Genomic DNA, 19,571 nt, shown 5'->3' with positions numbered 1-19,571 from the left:
ACGACAAATTTCACAGAACCCTTATCCTATCAGGGTTCTGCCTTCTTAAAATTGCCAAAATTTCCTTAAACTCTTCTTTTTTCCCAAAACCAATTAAACGCTGAATCGCCATTTGAACATAGTCTAAACCATAGCGAAATAAACTCATTGAGAGTCGTCCATGCTTCTTTATTTTTATCGCTTTTTTTTGATCATGTTGCCATTCACCCGTTAAGTAACACCAACAGAAGCTTATAGCTAACACCGCAATCAATTTTTTCACTCGTCTAGGGTCTGTCAAGCGCGTATTTTCAAGATTAAACCCGCGTCCTTTGAGACAACTGAATAAGGTTTCAATTTCCCAGCGTAATGCATAATCCTGAATAGCATTGGCATTAAACTGAGGAGAAACGACGAGTAAAAGCTCTCCATTTTCTAACTGTAGTGCACTTATATATAGTTTCACCCGACCAACCAAAATCCGTCGTTTACGACATTCAATTTGACCAACTTTAAGATGGCGAAATAAATCACTAATTTTATGATTCTTTCCTAAATGATTGGTGACAATGAAGTTTTTTTAACACGAATGCAGAAGTTGATGTCTTGTTCAATTAACCATGTAAACCACTGCTCACCGATAAACTCTCTGTCTGCGAACACATTCACAATACGGTCTTTACCAAAAATGGCTATAAAGCGTTGAATCAAAGCAATACGCTCTTTCGTATCTGAATTTCCACGTTTATTAAGCAATGTCCAAAGGATAGGTATCGCTATTCCACGATAAACGATTGCGAGCATCAGGATATTAATATTTCGTTTTCCCCATTTCCAATTGGTTCTATCTAAAGTCAGTTGCACTTGGTCGAATGAAAACATATTGAAAATCAACTGAGAAATTTGACGATAATCAAAATACTGACCTGCAAAGAAGCGCTGCATACGTCGATAAAATGATTGTGGTAAGCACTTGATGGGCAAGGCTTTAGATGCAGAAGAAAGATTACATGTTTGCTTTAAAATAATCACAAGCATGATGAGCGCAAAGCACTTTAAATGTGACTTGTTCCATTTTAGATATTTGTTTAAGATAAGATATAACTCATTGAGATGTGTCATAGTATTCGTCGTTAGAAAACAATTATTATGACATTATTTCAATGAGTTATCTATTTTTATCGTGTACAGAGGCTCTTGATAGAGTTCACGTGTACGAACCGTTGTTGCTTGGCGACTTGCCAAAACCTGCATTTGACGCTGTTTATTTTCAATCTGTTCGCGACTTGTTCTAATTTGGTCCAGAACATCCATATACACCGAATTCACTTTGGCTTTTGCAGCTTCTTCGGCATAACTTGCCATTTTTACTTGTGAAGCGGTAGCACCACCTTGGTAAAACTGACTGGTTGCTTCAAGCATGACTGAACTATATAAACCGTCATCTTTGTCGTTATTCGGGTTTTTACCATTAATCGCCTGACTTACCGAACCTTTCACAGCCAAGGTCGGATATCGGGTTAAACGGGTTTGTTGTTTTTGAGCTTTTGCAACCTCAACACCTGCCTGCGCGGCAATCATTTTTGGAATGGTATTAAACTCAGGTTCACCATAAAGATCAGATTGCTTCACGAGATCATCGGAAATAATCCATCCAGTATGACTAACATCTGCACCTAATAAGGTTCTTAAATGCTGTTGGTATTGACGTAATAATGATTGCTGAGCAATCAAAGCAGACTGCGCTGCCTGTAAGTATGACTGCGCCTGAATTGGGTCTGCTTGACTCGCGACACCAGCGTTTGCACGCAGGTTAGCAATTTCCTGAATACGTCGAATACCGGCAATTTGCTGCTCAGCAATTTTATTAAGCTGTAGATAACGCTGAATATTCACAATGGTCTGTGCAACATCCAAAGCTAGAGTATCAACGCTAACCAAGACGTTGGCTTGTTCAACCTGAACTTTCGCTTCTTCAACATCAACACCTGATTTGACTTTACCGAAGTCATAAAGCATTTGGGTAGCACTTAAGGTTAATAACTGCCGACCTCGTTCTCCACTGCTTAAATCACCAGTCGTAATCCCTCCTGAAAGCTGGGGATAGTAACCGGCTTTAGCAACGTCAACTCCTGAATTTTGACCTGCTAAAGTTGCAATAGATTGTGAAATATCGGGGCTACGCTGAATGGCAATTTTTACCGCATCTTGCAATGTCATCGTTCTAGATGGCAAGTTAGAAAAAGATGAAGCTCGATTATCATTAAGTTGAACAGTAGGAAATTCCTGCACAATAGAACGGTCTAGCTTAAAATTACTAAGCTTGTGCATTTTGGCAACTTTAAAGTCATCACTACTTTTAGGGACAAAAAGTTGTGACAAGTTCTCTTTCAGGGTGTGGTATTGCTCACTTGGCTTAGCAGCGTATATCACGACAGGTACATGTAGTGTACTTAAAAGCATAAGCCCTTTCAGGAAAGCCTGCTTTCTACATATCCCTCTTACTCTTCTTTGGTTATATCCAATCATGCTTATCTTGTTGATCTTGTTTGTTATCGTTTAAAAGCTTCTACATTCTACATAGTTTTTCACCTAAAGCAGCATAATTGATGGAATAAATCACACATTATTTTTTCATTAAATGATTGATATATGTATTTGTTTTTATTTATAAAATACTAAAAAATAAAAAAAGAGGCCTTGACCTCTTTTTAACCAAACAGATTAATGTCTTTAATTAAACTGTGAAATCATCACCTAAATAGACTTTACGTACCTGTTCATTGTCTAAAATTTCTTGTGGTGTGCCTTCGGCAATTACCGAGCCTTCACTTACAATATAAGCACGTTCACAGATTGCTAAAGTTTCACGAACATTGTGATCGGTAATGAGGACACCAATACCTCGATCCTTCAAGGTCTGGATAATATCTTTAATATCGCCCACTGAAATTGGGTCAACACCAGCGAACGGCTCATCCAAAAGCATAAATTTCGGATCTGCGGCCAAAGCACGTGCAATTTCTGCACGACGACGTTCACCACCAGATACACTCATTCCCAATGAATCTTTAATATGACTAATTTTAAAGTCATTTAATAACTCAGTAAGGCGCTGCTGACGTTGCTGTTTATTCAAATCTTTACGCGTCTCTAAGATCGACATAATATTTTCAGCAATCGTCAATTTTCTAAAGATAGAAGCTTCTTGAGGTAAATAACCAATACCCTTACGTGCACGTTCATGCATCGCTAGGTCTGACATATCCAAGTCATCAAGATGAATCTCACCTTTATCCATGCGCACTAGTCCAACCACCATATAGAAACTGGTGGTTTTTCCAGCGCCGTTAGGACCAAGCAAACCAACAATCTGTCCACTTTGCATACTAAAAGAGACGTCTTTGACAACCCAACGCTTACTATAGTTTTTTGCTAAGTGTTTAATACACAAAGTTTGCGGTTGTTGAAGAGCTTGCTGCATTAGTCACGCGCTCCTGGGAAACTTTTTGAACTTGAAGGTGGAATAATGATTTGTACACGGTTTGAAGAAGAACCTTGAGCTTCAACATCACCCTTATTCATACTATATTTCAGGGTGTTACCGCGAATACTTGAACCATCTTGGTATAAATATGCACCGCCAGACAAGGTAATAATGCCTGTATCTGCATTATAAACAATCGTTTGTCCTTCACCGCGTGCAATACCTTTATCAGCACTTATTTGTTGCTGAAACTTAGACGGTCTACCTTTAGCAGTGATCGTTTGAATTTCACGTTTAGAGTTTAGCGTAGCCACAATTGAGTCAGCCTGAAGCTTCATGGTGCCCTGCTCAATCACGACATTACCCGTATAAGTCGTCAAACCGGTTTTTTCATTATAAGTTGCTCGGTCTGCCACTAACGAAATTTGTTGATTACGGTCAGACGGCAAAGCAAAAGTCGAAGCAGATGATAAAGCAACGAATGTAATTACCGCAGCTTGTTTTAGGAAAGCTGAAGAACGTTTTAAATTAAGACTTTGGTGCATACTTTCCTCGAATATTAAAAAATTCGTACTGACCATTATTCAAATTGGCTTTTAGTCCTTTACTCACAAACTCGCCTTGTGGAGACTGAACTGTCACTTGATGATTAGTTTCAATATCTCTAGTTTTTGGATAACCAGTTAATTCATCGGTTTGAAACTCAATGGTTCCTTGCGGTGCCAGCTTAGTGGCTACCACATCACCTGATAACACAACCTTTTGATTATCATCATATCCATAAGCTTGTTTAGCAAAGAATGTTGCATCAACTTTACCTAATTTATACATAGTGGCATTGAGTTGATCCAACTTTGACGTTTTTTGTTGCATATCCTGTTCAAGCTGACGAACTTCAGCACGAATATACAAATTGCCTTTGTCATCAGTTTGAGTCAAATGGACGCCCTGCGCCGAATAAGTCATATTCTTCGCCGAACCAATGTCCAGTTTTTTTGCCTTGCCACTATAGTAGTAGTAACCACCACTCACAGCAGCAACCACTACAGCAACAATATATAAAACTCTGGTATCCATGAGCAGGAATAGCCTACCTTTTTAAGTAATCTTGTTATTAATGCGGTACTGCAAGATATTTTTCAAGAAGTTCTTGGTAAATGCCTTTTGCGATCAGCAACATATCACAAACTTCACGCACAGCTCCACGGCCACCCATCGCCTGTGTTACCAAATCCGCACGACGGCGCACTTCTTCATGTCCGTTTGGAACAGTAACACTCATTCCGGCAATGGCAAATGCTGAAAGATCCGGCCAATCATCACCCATGTATAAGCAGTCTGAAGGCAGGATATTAAACTGTGCACACGCTTCACGTAGTGCCGAGCCTTTATCTTCACGGCCTTGGAAAACCAGATCGACGCCTAAATCGGACATGCGTTTTTCAACGATATTACTTTTTCGTCCAGTAATAATGATGACTTTCATACCTGCTTGTTGCGCAAGTTTCATACCCAAACCATCACGAATATCGAATGATTTAATTTCATCGCCCGTGTTGGTTAATGTCACAAAGCCATCACTTAAAATACCATCAACATCCAGAACCAATGCCTGCAAATGACGTGCTTGTTCTAACAATGCATACGATGCCATTGATTAATTCACCCCTGCCTGAATAAGGTCATGCATACTAATTACACCAATCACTTTGTTCTGGTCATCGACTACCACAAACTGACTGATTTTTTTCTGGTTAAGTTGTTGTAAAGCTTCTACAGCTCGTGCTTCTTGAGAGATCGTTGACGGTTTCTTTGTCATCACTTCAGACACAGGTAAATTTACATCAAACCCTTGCTGTTTATCGATGAGACGACGTAAATCCCCATCTGTAAAAATACCAAGTAGATGGTCTTGTTCATCAACAATTGTTGTCAAACCTAAACGCTTATTTGAGATCTCGTAAAGCACTTGGTTCATTGGAGTCTCAGGTGAAACTTTTGGTAACTCTTCGCCTGTATGCATTAAATGTTTTACATGTAACAGTAAACGCTTACCCAACGCACCTGCCGGATGCGAACGAGCAAAGTCATCAGCAGTAAAACCACGAGCTTCAAGTAAAGCAACTGCTAAAGCATCGCCTAAAACCAAAGTCGCTGTCGTACTTGAAGTAGGCGCCAAGCCTAAAGGGCATGCTTCGTCAGACTCACCCAGAGTTAAAGCAATATCTGCATTTTGCGGCATTGGGCCTTTATCATCACGACTAATCGTAATAAGAGGTACACCAAGATGCTTAATGAGTGGCATCAACATCATGATTTCATCGCTTTTTCCCGAGTTGGAAATTGCAATAAGTACATCGCCACGAACAAGCATTCCTAAATCGCCATGGCCTGCTTCGCCAGGATGCATAAAGAAAGACGGCGTACCTGTCGAAGCAAATGTCGCTGCCATTTTTCGGCCAATATGCCCAGATTTACCCATACCCGTGATCACAACACGACCTTTGCATTGTAATAATTTTTCACAAGCACGATTAAAACGGTCATCAATTTGTGTTGCTAATACATCTATGGCTTGTTGCTCAATGCGCAATGTCGCTAATGCACTGCTTTGGAAATCTGTAGGATTAGGCATACGAGTTTGACTCAAAATAATTGATCTGATCTCTGGTTGAGATCGGTGATTTTAATCAAAAGATTTGGGGGCATTCTAGCATAACTCAATCAGTTACACGTTTTTAAATGTATAAGATTTCACAAGCTTATAAAATTCATGCATAAAACTTTGTTAAAAATGATGCATCAGTTATGATGTAACACTATTTTTGTTGAGTGTTTGAAAACCCTTATGCAACCGTTTGTTTTATATAACTCTGAGCAACGAAAAAAAGTTGAATTTGTACCTCGCAAAGAAGGTCACATCGATATGTACGTCTGCGGTATGACCGTTTACGACTACTGTCATATCGGGCATGCTCGAGTTATGGTTGCATTTGACTACATTATCCGTTTTTTGCGTAGTCAAGGCTGGAAAGTCCGCTACATTCGCAACATTACCGATATCGATGACAAAATCATCAAACGTGCGAATGAGAATGGTGAAACAATCCAACAGCTCACCACGCGTTTCATCGACGCCATGAATGAAGATGCAGCGAACTTAGGCTGTTTAGCACCAGATGAAGCACCTAAAGCGACTGAATATATCGACCAGATGCAAAACATGATTGGCAATCTGGTGAATAAAGGCGCTGCTTACCCTGCTTCAAACGGTGATGTTTATTTTGAAGTCACCAAATTTGAAAAATATGGTCGTCTCTCTGGCCGTAAGCTTGATGACATGCAAGCTGGTGCAAGTGAGCGTGTTGATGTAGAAGTTGAAAAGAAACATCCTTTTGACTTTGTGCTTTGGAAACATGCAAAAGAAAATGAACCGTCTTGGGCATCTCCTTGGGGTAATGGTCGTCCAGGTTGGCACATTGAATGTTCTGCAATGTCGACTTGCTGCCTAGGTAATCACTTTGACATTCATGGGGGCGGTTCAGATTTAATGTTCCCGCACCATGAAAATGAAATTGCGCAAAGTGAAGCTTCGACTGGTGAGCAATATGTAAACTACTGGATGCATGTTGGCTTTATTAACGTTGATGGTGAAAAGATGTCTAAATCTTTAGGCAACTTCTTTACGATTCGTGACGTAATGGAGAAATTCCACCCAGAAGTGATTCGATACTTCATTGTGTCTTCACACTATCGTAGCCCTGTGAACTTCTCTGATGTAGCACTTAAAGAGGCAAAAACTTCTTTAACTCGTTTCTATCATTCATTTAAAGCTTATCAACAAGTGTACGGTCAAACGACAACTGAAGCGCTTGATCAAAGCTTTGTTGAACGCTTTAATAATGCAATGTGTGACGATTTCAATACTGCTGAAGCAATGGCTGTATTGTTTGAACTGAACAAAGAGTTAAACCGTGCTGTAAAAGAAGAGCAAGCTGACCAAGCGACTGTGCTTTATTCAACATTACGTCACCTCACCAACATTTTAGGTTTGGTACAACACAATGTAGACGATTTCTTAAAATCAGATATTGGACAAGATGCACTTGCTTTGTCTGATGCTGAAATTGAAGATTTCATTCAACAACGTGTTGATGCGAAAAAAGCAAAAGACTTTGCTAAAGCAGATAGCATTCGTCAGTCTTTACTTGAGCAAGGTGTAGTTCTTGAAGATACACGTCAAGGTACAGTTTGGCGTCGTGCTGATTAAACGTTCAATTAGATCACAAGAGTGTTGACACTTTAATGAAACACTCTATAATGTGCTCACATTGCGGGAATAGCTCAGTTGGTAGAGCATAACCTTGCCAAGGTTGGGGTCGCGAGTTCGAGTCTCGTTTCCCGCTCCAAAATTTAAAGACCACTTAATTCGAAAGAATTAGGTGGTTTTTTTATTGTCTGGTAGTTATTTGCTTTGATTAATTAGAATATTCAACTAACCTATACTTTAAGTATTAAAAAACCCGCTAAAAGGCAGGTTTAAAATTAAATATTTAAAACACCGTAATTTTTAAAACCTATTTTAAAGATCTAAACTTTTAAGCTCATTAAGACGTTCTTTAGTTTTATCAGCTTCACAACTTAAAATAATTAAATGTGAACCTGCTCCCATTGCTTGAGATCCATAATACCCCATCAAACCAGAACATTGCTTTGTACGATAATCAAGCCAAGCCTTTTGGGAATTTTCCAAACTGGCTTTCCCTTCACTATCCAAGTTTGAAGCTAATTTATTGTATATCTTATTCATTTTAGCTTTATCAGTTTTTAACTGTTTTTCAAAGCATTCAATATCAGAATAAACATTGCCAGTTTTACATTCTGCATGAGCAACCCCACAAAATAACACTAACAATGTAAGCATTAATTTCTTCATTTATATAATACCTTTCACATTTCTAACTATTTGAATCATTAGGTTTTTAATTATGACATGAAACAACTTTTATTCGTACCAGAGGTTTTAATTATTTAGCTACGTCATTTCAGTTACTGCAGCATGGTTAATGGATCGCTATAGTCTGTCTCGTAAATTGATTATTGATGAGCTTCGTCCATTCAATAAAGGGACTGATGGCAAACATCTATACGATCCAAATGAAGTTCTTCCTATCCTTGAAAATTTAAATAGGCAAAGACAGCAACGGCAGTCGAGACGTAAAAATTAAAAAAAGGGCTTAAAGCCCTTTAATTTCAAGAAATTACACTAAAAATTTAAACTTATAAATCATCTATAAGATTATCTAAATCTGCTACTTGTTCTCTAACAGTTGTAAAAAGATCAACTAAGACTGGCGTATTCTTAGAATATTCTAAAATTACATTTTCATTATTGTCTAAAATTGCAAAGACATCATCACTTGTCCAATAAAACTCATGCTCATCAAAAAAAAATTTAGATTTACGCTCAAATATAGCAAATTTTTTTTCTTTATAATTTGCCTCAAAGAATGTAAAAATCTCATCCTCTGTTGCAGAAACTAAAGATTTTGGTGGATTTGCGACCTTCCATTTAATTTCATCAGCAGATGTCTTTCTGACTAATTTTGTAATTAATAGAATTGCTTTTTCGTCAATATTCATGCATTAATCCCATTTCAAATCTTTTTCCAATTCTTGAAGCATTGTTACTACTTCGCTGAGCAAGGCGTACAGATCCCACGCTTTATCCTTATCAATATCTGAACTACCAAAAGTCCATATTAGAAAAGTCGTTGGGGTAACTGATTTTACAAAAATTTTGCATTTTTTTTGCGCATTATCAGGTAGTTTGGGTGTAACATTTTCGATCACAGCTTTGCAAATAGAAAGTTGATGAATCGCCTCTTTATCTTCTGTTTCCCACTTTTTTAAATGAGAAGATAACTTGCTAGAAGCAATTGTTAAATTTTCTATTACTTCTGGTAATCTCGCTCTTCTGAAAAAAGATTTACGTAACTGTTTAGCTTCCCAGAGTAGCCATATAGTTATAAAAAAACCAATTATGCTAAATATTGTCCCAAGATCTATTAACCATTGAGCAAGATAACTCTTCACAAAACTAAGAACTCCAAGAAATACCCCAATAATCTTAATTTTAAAGACTATTTGATAGCGAAAATTAAAAAATATTCTATTCTATTTAATTCTGTTATTAAACAAATATTTTTTAAATCTTAGTTAGAAATCTTAATTACCATCTATCTTAAAATTACTTTTTCAAAAGGAGATTAAATATTCTAGTACGAGAGTCAATTGATAAATTGAATACCTGTATATCTACATTTTGTAGTTTTCTATTTATATTTTGATGACTTAAATTTTGCAATTTAACTTCATCACTTTCCAATCGATTGATCTCATTCAATAATTCCACGAGAAAATGAATATCTGTGAGCAATTCATGAATTTGTTTTTTATACTCTTCTAAATTGTCCTTTTCAAAATTCTCCAGAAAATACACATATATTAAAAAAGTTTGATTTAAAAACCTTAGTATTCTTCTTACTTTAATATACTTCGCTAATAAAATTTTATTAGATTCCTCATCGTTTCTATTTTTTAAATACCCAATTTCATGCATCTCACCTCTTAATTGTTTAGAAAGAGACTCTATTTCTTCTGAATATTTTTCAAATTTTGTAATTAAAAATTGGTCTTTCCAATCGTTGAACAATAAAAATGCAATTACAGCAGCGAATAGTGTAGCAGCTGCAGATAAGTAATCTCCCTGTAAATTTAACCATTTTTCTCCTACATATGATAAAAAAGCACACAAAACCAAAAGAAAAGTACCAATTGCCAATAAATTAAATTTATTAAACTTATTCATATTAAAAATGATAAAATTAAAAGCTTGATCTTACCTTACACCATAATAAAATTGTAAAAAATTATTCGACCTCACTTCGGCACCATTAAAATATAACCTTTTGTTATTTAATATTTATTATAACCTTGCCAAGGTTGGGGTCGCGAGTTCGAGTCTCGTTTCCCGCTCCAAAATTCAAAAACCACTTAATTCGAAAGAGTTAGGTGGTTTTTTTATTGTCTATAGGTCAATTCAAAATTCGCATTAAAAAACGCTTTATATTTCCATTGCAGTACCATGAAATTTGGAGTGTTATTATGCAAAAGCTGGTTAAGCGCGGAGACGCGTGACGCATCACTGTCCGTTATTTAGGTAAACATTATACAGCTACTCGAGATACTGCGAGTGAGTGTGAACAATGGGCCGCTAAAAAATTATTAGAATTAAAATTTGAACAGGCTAATCCTGAGTCTGAAAAATCCATATCCCCTTCTATGCCCTTTTTTGAACAGTACTATCAAGAAGAAGGCAGAAAAATGAAGAGTGCCCGCTTAATTGTTCAAATACTTAAATGCCTAAAGAAGAAAGAATAATGAAAATATAATTAATATTTTATGATTAAACCCATCATTAAGTTTTTATTGATATTGAAATTAAAAATTAGCTTAAAAGTATATTATCGCAAAGTCTCCCCCATTGAGGAGACTTTCTAAGTATTAAATGACTTAAGGATGAATTTTTTTCAATCCATCTTCTACAGCAAATTTAGCTTCCTCCCACTGTAGACGTGAACTACCTTTAACTTGTTCCCATTTAGTTTTCAATTTAGATTCAACCTCGGAAAAATTAATTTCTGCATTATTATCTACACGATTTTCATAACCTAAACGATAAGCCGCCCGATAATCACGATCATATTCTAGATTCTTGTCTTCAGTATAATATGGCATTTTTTTATAGTTTTCTCGCCAATAATTATCTTCTTCTTGCCAGTCATTACTATCATCTTTTTGATTATTTGTTTGAGCTATATCATTACCTGCTATTGCCCCTACCACACCACCAATAATCCCCCCAACAACAGCACCTGGAGGGCCGCCAACAACACCAAATGCAGCACCTACCGCCGCTCCTCCCAAGGTTCCTGCGCCTGTAGCAACCAAATTCTCTCCCCCTTCATTCATATCGGGTACATGATTGTGATTAGTCGGTGGAGAGTTTAAATCTGGACGAGCATTATCAATTGTGGATGAAATGTCTTGTAATGGTTTGCTATTTGATACATTACCATTAGAAGATGGCTCTTTTTGAGTCGTATGATTACCAACTGAATTTGATTGTTTTGTATTTACCATTTTCTTACTCCCTATATTTTAAAATCTAGTGTCTTTCAAAAGAGCTAGAATATTAAAAGAACTTTTGAAATATGCTTGACAATTATTATAATTCACCTTTAGGTTAGTTATGTTTCATAAATACCCCTATTAAGTAAGGAGATGTTATTAATTAAAGAAGTTATTTCTCATCAATAAAAATTCTTATTCAAATAGTCTTCACAACTACATCATTCTTTATCCCATAATCATTATATTTCGCTAGATTAAACATTTCCTATAACATTCTAGTTTTACACTACCCTGCAGAAAATTATGATTTTATATATATGCAATTTAAAAAAGCCTAGTTAATTAATACTAGGCTTTTTAAATGTATTTTTAAAAGATAATAATTATATATTATTTCATATTTTTAAATATATCTTCAGCTGCTTTTAGGTGTTTCGCAACAGCATCACGTGTTTGTACGAGCATATTTTTTAATTCAGAACTTTTCGTGTTTGGTATTAACTGCTTATCAATTATCGTCAAAACTTTACGGTGAACTTTAACTTGACTCATCATATAATTTTTATCAGTATCTGATGTTATTTGATTAAGCTTACTAACAATTTTATCACTATCATTTTGCAATGATTTACTAAGATTACTGGTTTGTGAAATCAACTGTAACCGACTTGCCAACGCTTGTGCATTTTTTTCATTGGCTGAATGTTCTTTAATCATCATTTCAGCATATTTCTTAGCTTCATCCATTTTTAGTTTTGGCAATGCAGTTTTTGCCTGCTTAATTTCACCATTATTGGCTGTACTTAATATCTTGAAAATTTGACTATCAGTCAAATTTTCATGGTTTTCATTTAATATTTTAGAGTGATTCTTCCCATCATTTATAGTTTGTTGATTCGCTGCCATAATCTCAAATGCACTGAAGCTTAAAACACCACTAATTGCGATACAGCTAATAATTTTCTTCGTTAAAATAGCTTTCATACCAATATCCTTTAACTTAATTCATGAGTATTTCTACCTATGGGTAGCTTTTTCACATTTCCAATCTATATCCCTACTTGTAAATTCAAGGTTGGGGTTATTTATTCATTATTTCAATCAACCATATTTATACCGCTCGTTGAATATTCTTCGCAAAGGGTAAATAGCTTATTTAAAGTAGATGATATAAATTTAATAATGAATCATGCCTCTGTATCCAATCTTATTAATGTAAATATAAAATATATATAATTTTAAAAAACATTAACTTAAAAAAATTTTTATTTTTTATTTTTACGAAAATAACAATAAAGCTCGTTATATTAACTTATAGATACTAAAGCTAAAATTAAATATATTTAAAGAAAATTTAAACCAATTTAACTTATTCGCCCATCTATAAAAAAGCGTTCTCCTAATTGACAGCATTAAAGGAAACTTTGAAGAAATTAACCCCGAATCAACACTTTTAACTGCAGAAGAGTATGAACTTGCCAATTTCTTAATTTTACATAGTTAAATAATTTGATCTTAACTTATACACAACAAAAAGCCCTCTGAAATTCCGAGGGCTTTTTATAACTAAGAGGTAAGTAAGAAATAAAGTTCTATCTTCCAACCTAAGCTAGCCATTTCCCCCTAACACTCACATATTTTTAGCTAATTCTTTTGCCAAACATTGTTCATGCCAAGTGGTTTGAAAATTCTCGACAGCTTTTGATTTAATGAGAGGGTCTTCAAATAGCTTTGAAGAATATGCAGATTTGATCAGCTCTTGATAAAGTTGTTTAGCTTGTTGCTCTTCAAGATGATTGGCGATGTCATGTAACTCTTTAGCTGGCACTTCATGTTGTCTAGCATCCATCACGCCACTCGCTGCTTTTTTCACAGTTTCACAGTAATGAAGCTCCATCGCTTCAGATGCTGCATAACATTGAATTGAAATTGCGCTTATAAAGAGGAATATAAATCTCATAATCTCACCTTAATTTGACGCGCAAGGTTAGCAATTAATCTCCCAAAATTTAAGTTAAAAAAGGTTAATTTTTCTATTCTCTTATTTTATTTCACCTTTTGCACTTGAGTATCAGAGGCTTTTAGCACTTTTCCATCTGCCGCGACTGGCACCATAAATGGAATTTGTTGACCTGTATTTTTATCAATTAACAGAGAATGGCGCTCACCACTTTCGAATAAGTTGTGTTCTCCCCATTGACGTAGAGCAACAATTACAGGAAATAAACTCTCCCCTTTAGGGGTTAGCACATATTCCTGATAAGCCGTACCATCTGAAGCATCTTGCATTTCAAGAACACCAACATCCACCAACTTTTTCAGCCGGTCAGAAAGAATATTTCGTGCAACGCCTAAGCTCCGCTGGAAATCTCCAAAACGGCGCATTCCGTCAAATGCATCGCGCACAATAAGCAGTGACCAGCGATCTCCTATGAGATTGACGCAGCGTGCAACAGGACAAGGTTCTTCTTTCATCAATGTAGAGTTAGCCATTGAGTTTCCTTACCAATAATCAGTAACAAGATATCTAGTTGCATTTTAAAACCAGGCGATCTAACATTCAACTAGTTGCATTTTAAAACTAGATTGAATGGATTTAGGGATAATGAAAGCTTCTCTTGTATCTTCAACGTCTCCGGTAGACAACAATAAAACGCATTCGAACCTACCTCGTAGCATAGTTTTGCTATTTGCTATAGCAAGTGGTGCAAGCGTAGCAAACGTCTATTATGCACAGCCTTTGCTCGACATCTTGGCGAGTGACTTTAATGTGAGTCATGCCGTCATTGGTGGTGTGGTTACAGCCACTCAAATAGGTTGTGCACTTGCCCTCGTGTTTTTAGTGCCGTTGGGTGATCTTGTAAATCGGCGTCGGTTAATGGCTATACAGTTACTGGCTTTAATATCTGCATTGCTAATGGTTGCCTTTGCCCACTCTACAATTGTTCTTTTGACAGGAATGCTTGCGGTGGGTCTACTCGGCACAGCTATGACACAAGGACTTATTGCCTATGCTGCAAGTGCTGCGGCCCCACATGAGCAAGGGCATGTGGTCGGTACTGCACAGAGTGGTGTGTTCATTGGGTTACTACTTGCCCGTGTATTTTCAGGAGGAATAAGTGATATAGCGGGTTGGCGCGGCGTGTACTTTTGCGCAGCTATCATTATGCTCATGATTGCCTTACCACTTTGGAGGCGACTCCCTCATTTAAATGTTCAGCCCGTTACCATGCGCTACCCGCAACTTCTAGCTTCTATGTTAAAGCTACTGCGCCAAGAAAAAGTCCTACAAGTACGCGGTGTATTAGCCTTACTCATGTTCGCGGCATTTAATATTCTCTGGAGCGCATTGGTACTACCGTTAAGTGCACCACCCTATAACTTTTCGCATACTGTAATTGGGTCTTTTGGACTGTTCGGTGTAATCGGTGCTCTAGCCGCCACTCGTGCTGGCCAATGGGCCGACCGCGGATATGCTCAGCGCACAAGCTTGGCAGCACTGTTAATATTGCTGCTCGCATGGTGGCCGCTTTCACTCATGACCTACTCACTTTGGGCGCTGGTGATTGGCATAGTATTGCTCGACTTAGGTGGGCAAGCCCTGCATGTGACCAACCAGAGTATGATTTTTCGCACTCGCCCAGAAGCACATAGTCGTCTTGTGGGTCTATACATGCTCTTTTATGCAGTAGGTAGTGGACTGGGTGCAATCAGCACAACAGCGACTTATGCTTATGCAGGATGGCTCGGCGTATGTGGCCTAGGCGCATGTGTGAGTTTATTGGCGTTATTATTTTGGTGGAGAACGATAAAGCTATAACCCAAGTATTTTAAAAGTTCGTTCATCTAATTCTCTCAATTCATCCAAAGTATAGAGCCAGCCCTTTGGATCAAAAAATTTATCAAAATCAAATTGCCCTTCTTTATATAACTTATAACGTTTAGGGCCTAACCATTCTTTTTGGAAAAAATTATCGGTCAGATTAAAAAATTCTTTGAAGGAAATATTTGCGTCTATTTGCCCCATTAACTGAGTCCGCTCATCTTTAGGAATATCTCGTACTTTTCTTTCATCCATAACGAAAGATCTGTTCCCAATAAGCCTTCCATCCCTACTTACGGGAACCAGAATACTTCGGCAATTCGGATGCAAAGGTGGCACTCTTTTCGCCGGGTCATTCAGTTTCCAAATAGAACCGTCAATGGCTGCACAGATTTTAGAAGTCCTGCCATCTAAAACGCTCACAAACCTTACATATTCAAAATTAAAATTTTTGAAGTTATATAAATAGACCTGATTTGATATATGGCTACGTAGCGTTCTAATAATTCTTTCAATATCGATTTTGGTACTGTTGAGCAATCCATCTTCGTACTTAAGGCGTTTTGTACCTGTAATACGTTTGATGATTTGCTGAGGCGTCATCCCGGTATTCATACCATCCCGAATAGCATATTCAATGCGTTGAAGGGCATTTTCACCAATTTGAGCTAAGGATTCATCAACCAAGGCACCGCCAGCCAAAGGCACTCGTTTTATTGACCGATAAAGCTGCTCTCCCTCTAAATCTTTAATAACCTTACCAAATAGTTTGGCCATATAGTTTGATTCATATATAGCCAAAGCAATTGCCGAGTGAGTAAAAATTTCCGGTAAAACAGTGCTAATTGAATTAAACCAGTTCGAAATAACAAGTTGAATGTTTTTTAGATGCTGAGTTGTATACTCTCCACCAGCAAGAGCAAACCTCTCAGTTTCATTCAGCTCTTTCATTAAATTGCTTAACCGATCAAGCATATCCATCGTTTCACTATTAAAAAACTTATAAAGTTCATTTACCGATCGCGATGATGCTCGGTAGAGATAAGCTTGATGCTGGGTAAAAACATCAAAAAGTGATTTTTCAGTAATATTCTTCATGTAAGTTACCTCTACAAAGGTGCACTTTATTTTTCTTTTTATATCGCTGTTCTATAAAATTTATTAATAGTTTTGAGTAGTTAAAAAGTTTATAAAGCTAATTAAAATAGTACTTTTGTTTTACGAACTTTTTTTGCACACTAATATTTCTAATAAAATTAGTGAGCCACAAAATAAATTCATCCCTATACTCAAAACGAGGAAGTAGACTTAAGTCAACTTTTATCTCTCTTTCAGAAAGAGGCTTAGTTAAACATTCTTCAAAATCAATTTTGGTATATTTTAACTGTAAATCATTTTGTTCGGCTTCTTTTCTAATTTCTGCCATCACTCTATTGAGATTAGTTACAGGATTATCCGTAATCTGGTACTTTTCATACATATTTTCGTATACATTTTCGGCAATATCTAAATATTTAATGAGTTCAGCATTCTCATTCATCTCTTCATCATCCTATTTTTTTGGAAATTATGTACCAGTAAATGTTTCTATACGTAATTTAAGATTATTTTTATGTGAAAAATATTTTAATAAAAATAACAATATAATCTCCAACTTATTATTTTTTATATCATTATTAATTCTTTATAAAACATTTCCATATTTACTGACATTTTTGATAAGTTTTATATGCTGATCATTTAAGCTGGTTAAATAAAAAACCGCCCCAGAAGGCGGTAGCTGAATATTATCAGCCAGATATAGAAGTAAGGTGGACAAATACTTCTATATTTAAGAGGATATTTTATTATTTTTAATGAAATCCTCAGATTTAAAGTAGTTAATAATCATCTCGGCATTTTCTTCTTTGCTTGGTTCAGCAGCCACAGGAATTTCGGCTTGATCAATTTTAAAGCCTTTTGGAATATAGTTTGAAATTGGAGGAAGCTTCTCTTTCCCTCCAATTGTCATTCGCTCAATAAAGCCTGCAAGCCACAAAATGAATTCATCTTCATTTTTAAACTTGGGCATAAGACTTAAATCAATATGTACTGATTTTTCTTTATTAAATTGATTTAAGCATTCTTCAAAATTTATAAAATTGTACTTAAGTTTGAACTCAGTACCTTTAATTGCTTTACGAATCAAGCTAATTAAACAATTTAAATTTTGAATGGTATCTTCAGTAAATAAATTATCTTTTTTAATTTCCTTGTATACTTTCTCCGCTATAGCTAAATACTTTGGCATTTCTTCCTCCTCAATATTATTATAAATAATTGAAAATAAAAAAATTCATCTTTTGATTATGAAGACTTAATTGTAATTGAGTGCAAATAAATTTAAAACAATGTAAGAACTACCTATATTATGTAAAATTGCACCATAACGGAACACAAATAGTCAAGCTAATGTTAAATGTTTCACAATTTTATTTAATACTTTTAACCAATTAGAAATATTTTCTTTCAATTGTAAATGATTATTTTTCACACAACATGAGTAATAAATTATCATTAAAAAACAATGTAGAAATAATTTTTATAAGTTCCTCTCATGCTTCTAGATTCACCATACTTTAGTCTTTTTTCAGTCATAAATTTGAAGAAAAACTTAATTAAAAGATGAGGTTATAACACCTACCCATCTGTTATATTTTTTTGAAAAAATTCTGTATCTATGATTACACCTTGCCTTTCTTCATGATAGTAACTATCTAGACACGAGGTAGCTAACATGAGTTTTTTAAGAAAGAAAAATAAAGCTAGTTTTGTACTATTTATTATTACCCTCTATTCAATGCTAGGGTTCGGCTTAGGTTTTATTATTTGGGAGTATTTCCTACAAATTCCATAACTTGAGCTAATAATTGATTTTTAAAGTAGCCGTTTTGATGGTTCTTTGAAAGATAATGTTTGCTTTACCTTTATACGGCTAAACCATGGTGGTTAAAAAAATACCTTCCAAATATAAGGTGTTAATATTTGGAAGGCACTTTGTAATCAGCTAAAGCTAGTGTCTCGTAATTTCTGCATTAATTTCTAAGCTTATTTCTTTACTACGATGGTAAGCTGCTTTTAAAGCCAGCCGAATATCATCAGAGAGGTTGCCTAATTCAAACATTCGTAATGCAGACTCTGTAATACCATTCGCTAATGTGACCTTGCCACATAACTCACTAGGCTGAACATTACTTTTACGAACCATTTCTACAGCGCCTGATGCAGCTTGAAGTATTAGATCTAAAGCAAATTGCTTATCTAGCCCCATAGACACCCCTGTTTTCACCATACTGTCGAGAATATAGAAGAAGTAAGCTGGTCCTGAACCCGATAAAGCAATAATCGCATCACTTTGGGATTCTGAATTTGCCCAATAGGTTCGCCCTGTTGCTGAGTAAATTGTTTCTATCACTTCTTTATCTAAAGGCTCTAAATAGTCTGAACCAATTAACACATGAGTACCTGTATAGGTTAATACAGGGGGATTAGAAATGACTCTGATAATTTTTTTTGAACCCGTAATACTCATTAATTGTTTAATATTAACTCCGGCCATCATCGACACAATAGTTTTATCAGCTAACCATTTTTTTAAGGGCGCCAGTATAGCCTTTAAGTCTTTTGGGTCTAGTAATAGAACAACTATATCTGCCTTTTTCACCTCATGTTGCTTTTGCTTTAGAATGATTTGATTCTCAAATTTGACTTCCTCTATTAGATTAATTTTTTCTCTTTGAAAGCCTTTTAAAACTAAACCTCCAATTAAAGCTAAAGACAAATTACTGCTACCAATGAAGCAAATATTAGGCTGTACTATATTCAACATTTAGAATTATTTCCTTCCTTTAGATATACTACAAAAAGAAATATTATTTATGACTTAAGTCATGACTGTTAAGACAAGAAAAATTTAATAAATTTTCATGAATGTTAAGTTTAATTTTACAATGATTTTATATTATGAGCTAAGATTACTCTTTACTTATGGATTTATAAGTAACAAATTAATCTAAATTGTTAAAAATATGTAATTAAAAATAATTT

General features: G+C 35.6%; 21 protein-coding genes, 1 tRNA gene and 2 pseudogenes. 5 read left to right on the top strand and 19 right to left on the bottom strand.

The features are described 5' to 3' along the window. Positions 1-10: 10 nt before the first annotated feature. From EGS71_RS20005 to EGS71_RS19975, 7 genes and pseudogenes are all read right to left on the bottom strand, one after another. A protein-coding gene (locus tag EGS71_RS20005; RefSeq protein ID WP_085940413.1) for an IS4-like element ISAba1 family transposase occupies positions 11-1,101 on the bottom strand; the annotation gives its coding sequence in 2 pieces (ribosomal slippage) (positions 11-561 and positions 561-1,101; 1,092 coding nt in all). Positions 1,102-1,173: 72 nt separating this feature from the next. Continuing rightward, positions 1,174-2,442 (bottom strand): annotated as a pseudogene (locus EGS71_RS20000) (TolC family protein); the annotation flags it as partial. Positions 2,443-2,716: 274 nt separating this feature from the next. Further along, positions 2,717-3,463, bottom strand: coding sequence for an LPS export ABC transporter ATP-binding protein (gene lptB / locus EGS71_RS19995; RefSeq protein ID WP_001183458.1), 747 nt, complete (start codon positions 3,461-3,463; stop codon positions 2,717-2,719). Beyond that, positions 3,463-4,011 carry a lipopolysaccharide transport periplasmic protein LptA gene (lptA, locus tag EGS71_RS19990; RefSeq protein ID WP_000554244.1) on the bottom strand — a complete coding sequence of 183 codons (549 nt, stop codon included), beginning with the start codon at positions 4,009-4,011 and terminating at the stop codon, positions 3,463-3,465. The genes lptB and lptA overlap by 1 nt, the downstream gene beginning before the upstream one ends. Further along, a complete protein-coding gene (lptC, locus tag EGS71_RS19985) occupies positions 3,995-4,543 on the bottom strand; it encodes an LPS export ABC transporter periplasmic protein LptC (RefSeq protein ID WP_000381220.1) in 549 nt (182 codons plus the stop codon). Before lptC ends, lptA begins: the two co-directional genes overlap by 17 nt. A 37-nt stretch (positions 4,544-4,580) precedes the next feature. Continuing rightward, positions 4,581-5,120 carry a KdsC family phosphatase gene (locus EGS71_RS19980; protein WP_000179337.1) on the bottom strand — a complete coding sequence of 180 codons (540 nt, stop codon included), beginning with the start codon at positions 5,118-5,120 and terminating at the stop codon, positions 4,581-4,583. Positions 5,121-5,123: 3 nt separating this feature from the next. Further along, positions 5,124-6,101, bottom strand: coding sequence for a KpsF/GutQ family sugar-phosphate isomerase (locus tag EGS71_RS19975; protein ID WP_001133560.1), 978 nt, complete (start codon positions 6,099-6,101; stop codon positions 5,124-5,126). Positions 6,102-6,314: 213 nt separating this feature from the next. Between EGS71_RS19975 and cysS the strand changes: the two genes are divergently transcribed. After that, positions 6,315-7,736, top strand: a complete 1,422-nt coding sequence (gene cysS, locus EGS71_RS19970) for a cysteine--tRNA ligase (RefSeq protein WP_001182278.1) — start codon at positions 6,315-6,317, stop codon at positions 7,734-7,736. Between the two features lie 63 nt (positions 7,737-7,799). Beyond that, positions 7,800-7,875: transfer RNA gene (locus EGS71_RS19965), tRNA-Gly, on the top strand. Between the two features lie 173 nt (positions 7,876-8,048). Here EGS71_RS19965 and EGS71_RS19960 read toward each other — a convergent pair. Beyond that, complete coding sequence (locus EGS71_RS19960) at positions 8,049-8,402, bottom strand: lysozyme inhibitor LprI family protein (protein WP_000735767.1); 354 nt, start codon at positions 8,400-8,402, stop codon at positions 8,049-8,051. A 112-nt stretch (positions 8,403-8,514) separates the two neighbouring features. Here EGS71_RS19960 and EGS71_RS22510 point away from each other — a divergent pair. Then, positions 8,515-8,694 (top strand): annotated as a pseudogene (locus tag EGS71_RS22510) (hypothetical protein); the annotation flags it as partial. Between the two features lie 52 nt (positions 8,695-8,746). Here EGS71_RS22510 and EGS71_RS19955 read toward each other — a convergent pair. The 7 genes from EGS71_RS19955 to EGS71_RS19920 form a co-directional block, all read right to left on the bottom strand. After that, a complete protein-coding gene (locus EGS71_RS19955; protein WP_001017795.1) occupies positions 8,747-9,109 on the bottom strand; it encodes a hypothetical protein in 363 nt (120 codons plus the stop codon). Between the two features lie 3 nt (positions 9,110-9,112). Next, the gene (locus tag EGS71_RS19950) at positions 9,113-9,562 is read right to left on the bottom strand and encodes a hypothetical protein (RefSeq protein WP_000844428.1); all 450 of its coding nucleotides are present in this window, start codon (positions 9,560-9,562) and stop codon (positions 9,113-9,115) included. Positions 9,563-9,716: 154 nt separating this feature from the next. Then, the gene (locus EGS71_RS19945; RefSeq protein WP_001032037.1) at positions 9,717-10,337 is read right to left on the bottom strand and encodes a hypothetical protein; all 621 of its coding nucleotides are present in this window, start codon (positions 10,335-10,337) and stop codon (positions 9,717-9,719) included. A gap of 704 nt (positions 10,338-11,041) precedes the next feature. Then, positions 11,042-11,671: a hypothetical protein gene (locus tag EGS71_RS19935; RefSeq protein WP_000248347.1), complete on the bottom strand. Its 630-nt coding sequence runs from the start codon at positions 11,669-11,671 to the stop codon at positions 11,042-11,044. A 381-nt stretch (positions 11,672-12,052) separates the two neighbouring features. Continuing rightward, positions 12,053-12,646, bottom strand: a complete 594-nt coding sequence (locus EGS71_RS19930; RefSeq protein ID WP_000644342.1) for a DUF4142 domain-containing protein — start codon at positions 12,644-12,646, stop codon at positions 12,053-12,055. A 646-nt stretch (positions 12,647-13,292) separates the two neighbouring features. Then, positions 13,293-13,622, bottom strand: coding sequence for a hypothetical protein (locus EGS71_RS19925; protein ID WP_001210983.1), 330 nt, complete (start codon positions 13,620-13,622; stop codon positions 13,293-13,295). Between the two features lie 86 nt (positions 13,623-13,708). After that, positions 13,709-14,155, bottom strand: a complete 447-nt coding sequence (locus EGS71_RS19920; protein ID WP_000024026.1) for a winged helix-turn-helix transcriptional regulator — start codon at positions 14,153-14,155, stop codon at positions 13,709-13,711. Positions 14,156-14,267: 112 nt separating this feature from the next. Between EGS71_RS19920 and EGS71_RS19915 the strand changes: the two genes are divergently transcribed. Beyond that, positions 14,268-15,482, top strand: a complete 1,215-nt coding sequence (locus tag EGS71_RS19915) for an MFS transporter (RefSeq protein WP_000648033.1) — start codon at positions 14,268-14,270, stop codon at positions 15,480-15,482. Here the strand turns inward: EGS71_RS19915 and EGS71_RS19910 are convergent. The 3 genes from EGS71_RS19910 to EGS71_RS19900 all read right to left on the bottom strand — a co-directional run bounded on the left by EGS71_RS19910 (position 15,477) and on the right by EGS71_RS19900 (position 17,775). Next, on the bottom strand, positions 15,477-16,583 hold the full coding sequence (locus tag EGS71_RS19910) for a minor capsid protein (RefSeq protein WP_000790406.1): 1,107 nt from the start codon (positions 16,581-16,583) through the stop codon (positions 15,477-15,479). The genes EGS71_RS19915 and EGS71_RS19910 overlap by 6 nt on opposite strands. A 97-nt stretch (positions 16,584-16,680) precedes the next feature. Further along, a complete protein-coding gene (locus tag EGS71_RS19905) occupies positions 16,681-17,025 on the bottom strand; it encodes a hypothetical protein (protein ID WP_001004679.1) in 345 nt (114 codons plus the stop codon). Between the two features lie 291 nt (positions 17,026-17,316). Further along, positions 17,317-17,775, bottom strand: coding sequence for a hypothetical protein (locus EGS71_RS19900; protein ID WP_001127325.1), 459 nt, complete (start codon positions 17,773-17,775; stop codon positions 17,317-17,319). Positions 17,776-18,261: 486 nt separating this feature from the next. Here EGS71_RS19900 and EGS71_RS19890 point away from each other — a divergent pair, with 486 nt between their 5' ends. After that, positions 18,262-18,381, top strand: a complete 120-nt coding sequence (locus EGS71_RS19890; RefSeq protein ID WP_001982898.1) for a hypothetical protein — start codon at positions 18,262-18,264, stop codon at positions 18,379-18,381. A 156-nt stretch (positions 18,382-18,537) separates the two neighbouring features. Here the strand turns inward: EGS71_RS19890 and EGS71_RS19885 are convergent, their stop codons facing one another. Beyond that, complete coding sequence (locus EGS71_RS19885) at positions 18,538-19,353, bottom strand: pyrroline-5-carboxylate reductase family protein (protein WP_000932369.1); 816 nt, start codon at positions 19,351-19,353, stop codon at positions 18,538-18,540. Positions 19,354-19,571 lie beyond the last annotated feature (218 nt).

The sequence above is a fragment of the Acinetobacter sp. FDAARGOS_559 genome (genome assembly GCF_003940475.1).
GTDB classification, from domain to species: Bacteria; Pseudomonadota; Gammaproteobacteria; order Pseudomonadales; family Moraxellaceae; genus Acinetobacter; species Acinetobacter baumannii.
The sequence above is the reverse complement of the archived record's forward strand: the minus strand, read 5'-3'. Positions and strand labels throughout refer to the sequence as shown.